The following is a 2,485-nucleotide window of genomic DNA, read 5'->3' on the forward strand; positions in this document are numbered from 1 at the left end:
GCCGCTTTTTATTATTTTATCGAAAAATTCAGCGGTATATTCAAACTAGAGTGGGTATGCTAAAGAAAAAGTCTAGGAGGGATGGGCTTGATTCCAGTTCACTCAAATTTAGAAGGGCGTACATATGCGTTATATAAGTTAGAAGAGATAATGAAGCCACTCGGATATAGCATTGGTGGCAATTGGGATTATGATAAAGGATGCTTTGATTATAAAATCGATGAAGAAGATGGCTATCAATTTTTACGAGTGCCATTTACAGCAGTAGATGGAGAGCTAGATGTACCTGGTGTAGTAGTCCGTCTTGGAACGCCGTATATTCTTTCGCACGTATATCAAGACGAACTTGATGATCATGTTAATACTTTAACAGCTGGAACGAGTGGGATGGATCAATTTGCTGAGCCGAAAGATCCAGATGGAGAGGTAAAAAGAAAATATATCAACATTGGGAAAGTGCTCATGCAAGAATTAGAGCGTCATTTTATTAATGGTGAATAACAATGAGTATGTCGCTTTCAATGAGAACAAAGGAATGAACTGGATTAATCATATATTGTTCGTCGCGCTTTATACCTAGTAAGAGAATGTTTTGCTTTAAAAGAGTATAGCTACAATTTGCAAAAGTTTGTCCGGTGCAGGACGATGGAAGCTCCATCAGTTGTAATTTATTATCAGAGATTTCATCGTAAAGTGAAAATAGTACACCTGAAATGGAAGGGAATAAAAGAGAAGCGGTAAATACATAGCTCGTTAATTTATTTCCTTCTATAATTTCTGATACGCCAGCTCTCGTTGCATTTTGGATTTGTTCAGAAGTCAGAAGTTCAGCGATGCAGTGAATGTTTGGATTGAGCCCTTTTGCGGTTAAAATATTTAAAATGGACTGTGTATCAGCTAAGCTTTCGTTTTTTTCTTTATCAGCAGTTATTAATATAGTGTGAGCGGTTGTAATATTAGCTTTTAATAATGTTTGATCGTGATGGGGGCAACCCTTTATAAATTCTAAATGATGAAATGGTTTTGGCAGTAAAGAAAGTGTTTCATCAATTAAAACGATATCCAGGTTTGGTTGTAAGATGTGCATTTGTTTTACAACATGTTTTGCCCGTTCGTTCCAGCCGACAATAATCATATGACCGTTAGAAGTCGCGGCTTCTTCTCCTTTAACTTTCATATATTGTTTATTAATCATATCAGTGGCGAATAGAACCATATAATAAGAACAAAAACCAGTTCCAAATAAAATAATACCCATACCGATAAGTTTGCCTATTAGTGTATGGGGGGCAAAGTCACCATAGCCAACAGTGAAAATAGTAACGATTGACCACCAAACTCCATCAAACCATGTGGTGAAGTGCGATGGCTCTAATCTATGTATAAGGAAGCCAGAAAAAGCAGTAAGTGCAATAATAAAACAAATTAAACGAAAAATAATGGAATCACGAAATGTATCTACTAATTTTGGACGGGATTTCAATTGCCAATTCCTCCTTATTTTGCAGGACTACATTCATTGTTGCCATTATAGAAAAAAGAAAAACTCTCTAATTTATAAAGAGAGTTTGTTTTACGTTACATACTTTCCACTTCAGTTTGTTGGACACTTTCAAGATGCTGGAGAGCATAGTAAACATCAGCAGTATGTCTTTTTTGATCGATACATAATTTAAGATGTAAATAGTGAGAACCATTTTCTAACGTTTTAAGCTTCATATTCTTCACTTTTATATCCATTTCTTTTATTTCCTCAATTACAACCGGAATATTGTCCATATTTCGCACAACAAGTTTCACAGCGATATCACGTTGGCGAAATGATCTCGGTCCTACAAATTTCATTGTTAACGGTATAAGTTCAACGCTAATCATAAGGAAACACATCCCGAAAATCGCTTCGATATAGAAGCCGGCCCCGACGGCAATACCGATACCGGAAGCACCCCAAATCATAGCAGCAGTTGTTAGTCCTGCAATACTATCGTTTCCTCTTCGTAAAATAACACCGGCACCTAAAAAACCGATTCCTGATACAATTTGAGCGGCAAGTCGAAGTGGGTCCATATTCATATGATCAGTATGTGGTAAATTGTAAGCCGCTTTAATAGAAACAATCGTCAAAAGGCAACTAATGATAGAAATAACTAAACAAGTTTTTAAACCAAGTGGTTTCCGTTTTAATTCGCGCTCTAAACCGATAGCGAACCCTAAAAAAGCCGAGAGACCTAGTTTGATTAATAAATCGGCATAGTCCATATATATTCCTCCTTGTATGATATGGTATATGAGTAAAACATTTATTATAGAAAGAAACGCTTTTTGATAGAGTGACTTTATATAGAATATATGTAGGAAATATTTATACATGAAAGAGATATTTCGTTTAAGTATATGATATTAAAAAAGAAATGTGGGTGATCTTTAAAAAAGTTTATAAAAGGTGTTGCATTTCGTTTTTCACCATGATATATTAATAACCGTC

At 35.4% G+C, this 2,485-nt stretch carries 3 protein-coding genes; 1 reads left to right on the forward strand and 2 read right to left on the reverse strand.

Translation table 11 applies throughout. The features are described from left to right. The first annotated feature begins 87 nt into the window (after nucleotides 1–87). Nucleotides 88–501 (forward strand): YugN-like family protein, encoded by a 414-nt coding sequence (locus KI369_RS26740; RefSeq protein ID WP_212958550.1) that lies wholly within the window; start codon nucleotides 88–90, stop codon nucleotides 499–501. Here the strand turns inward: KI369_RS26740 and KI369_RS26745 are convergent. Both KI369_RS26745 and KI369_RS26750 read right to left on the reverse strand, forming a co-directional pair. Next, nucleotides 488–1,483 carry a potassium channel family protein gene (locus KI369_RS26745; protein WP_212958552.1) on the reverse strand — a complete coding sequence of 332 codons (996 nt, stop codon included), beginning with the start codon at nucleotides 1,481–1,483 and terminating at the stop codon, nucleotides 488–490. The genes KI369_RS26740 and KI369_RS26745 overlap by 14 nt on opposite strands. A gap of 95 nt (nucleotides 1,484–1,578) precedes the next feature. Next, entirely contained in the window at nucleotides 1,579–2,259 is a 681-nt protein-coding gene (locus tag KI369_RS26750) for an MgtC/SapB family protein (protein WP_212958554.1), read from the reverse strand. Nucleotides 2,260–2,485 lie beyond the last annotated feature (226 nt).

This window comes from Bacillus sanguinis (genome assembly GCF_018332475.1).
Taxonomy (GTDB): Bacteria; Bacillota; Bacilli; order Bacillales; family Bacillaceae_G; genus Bacillus_A; species Bacillus_A sanguinis.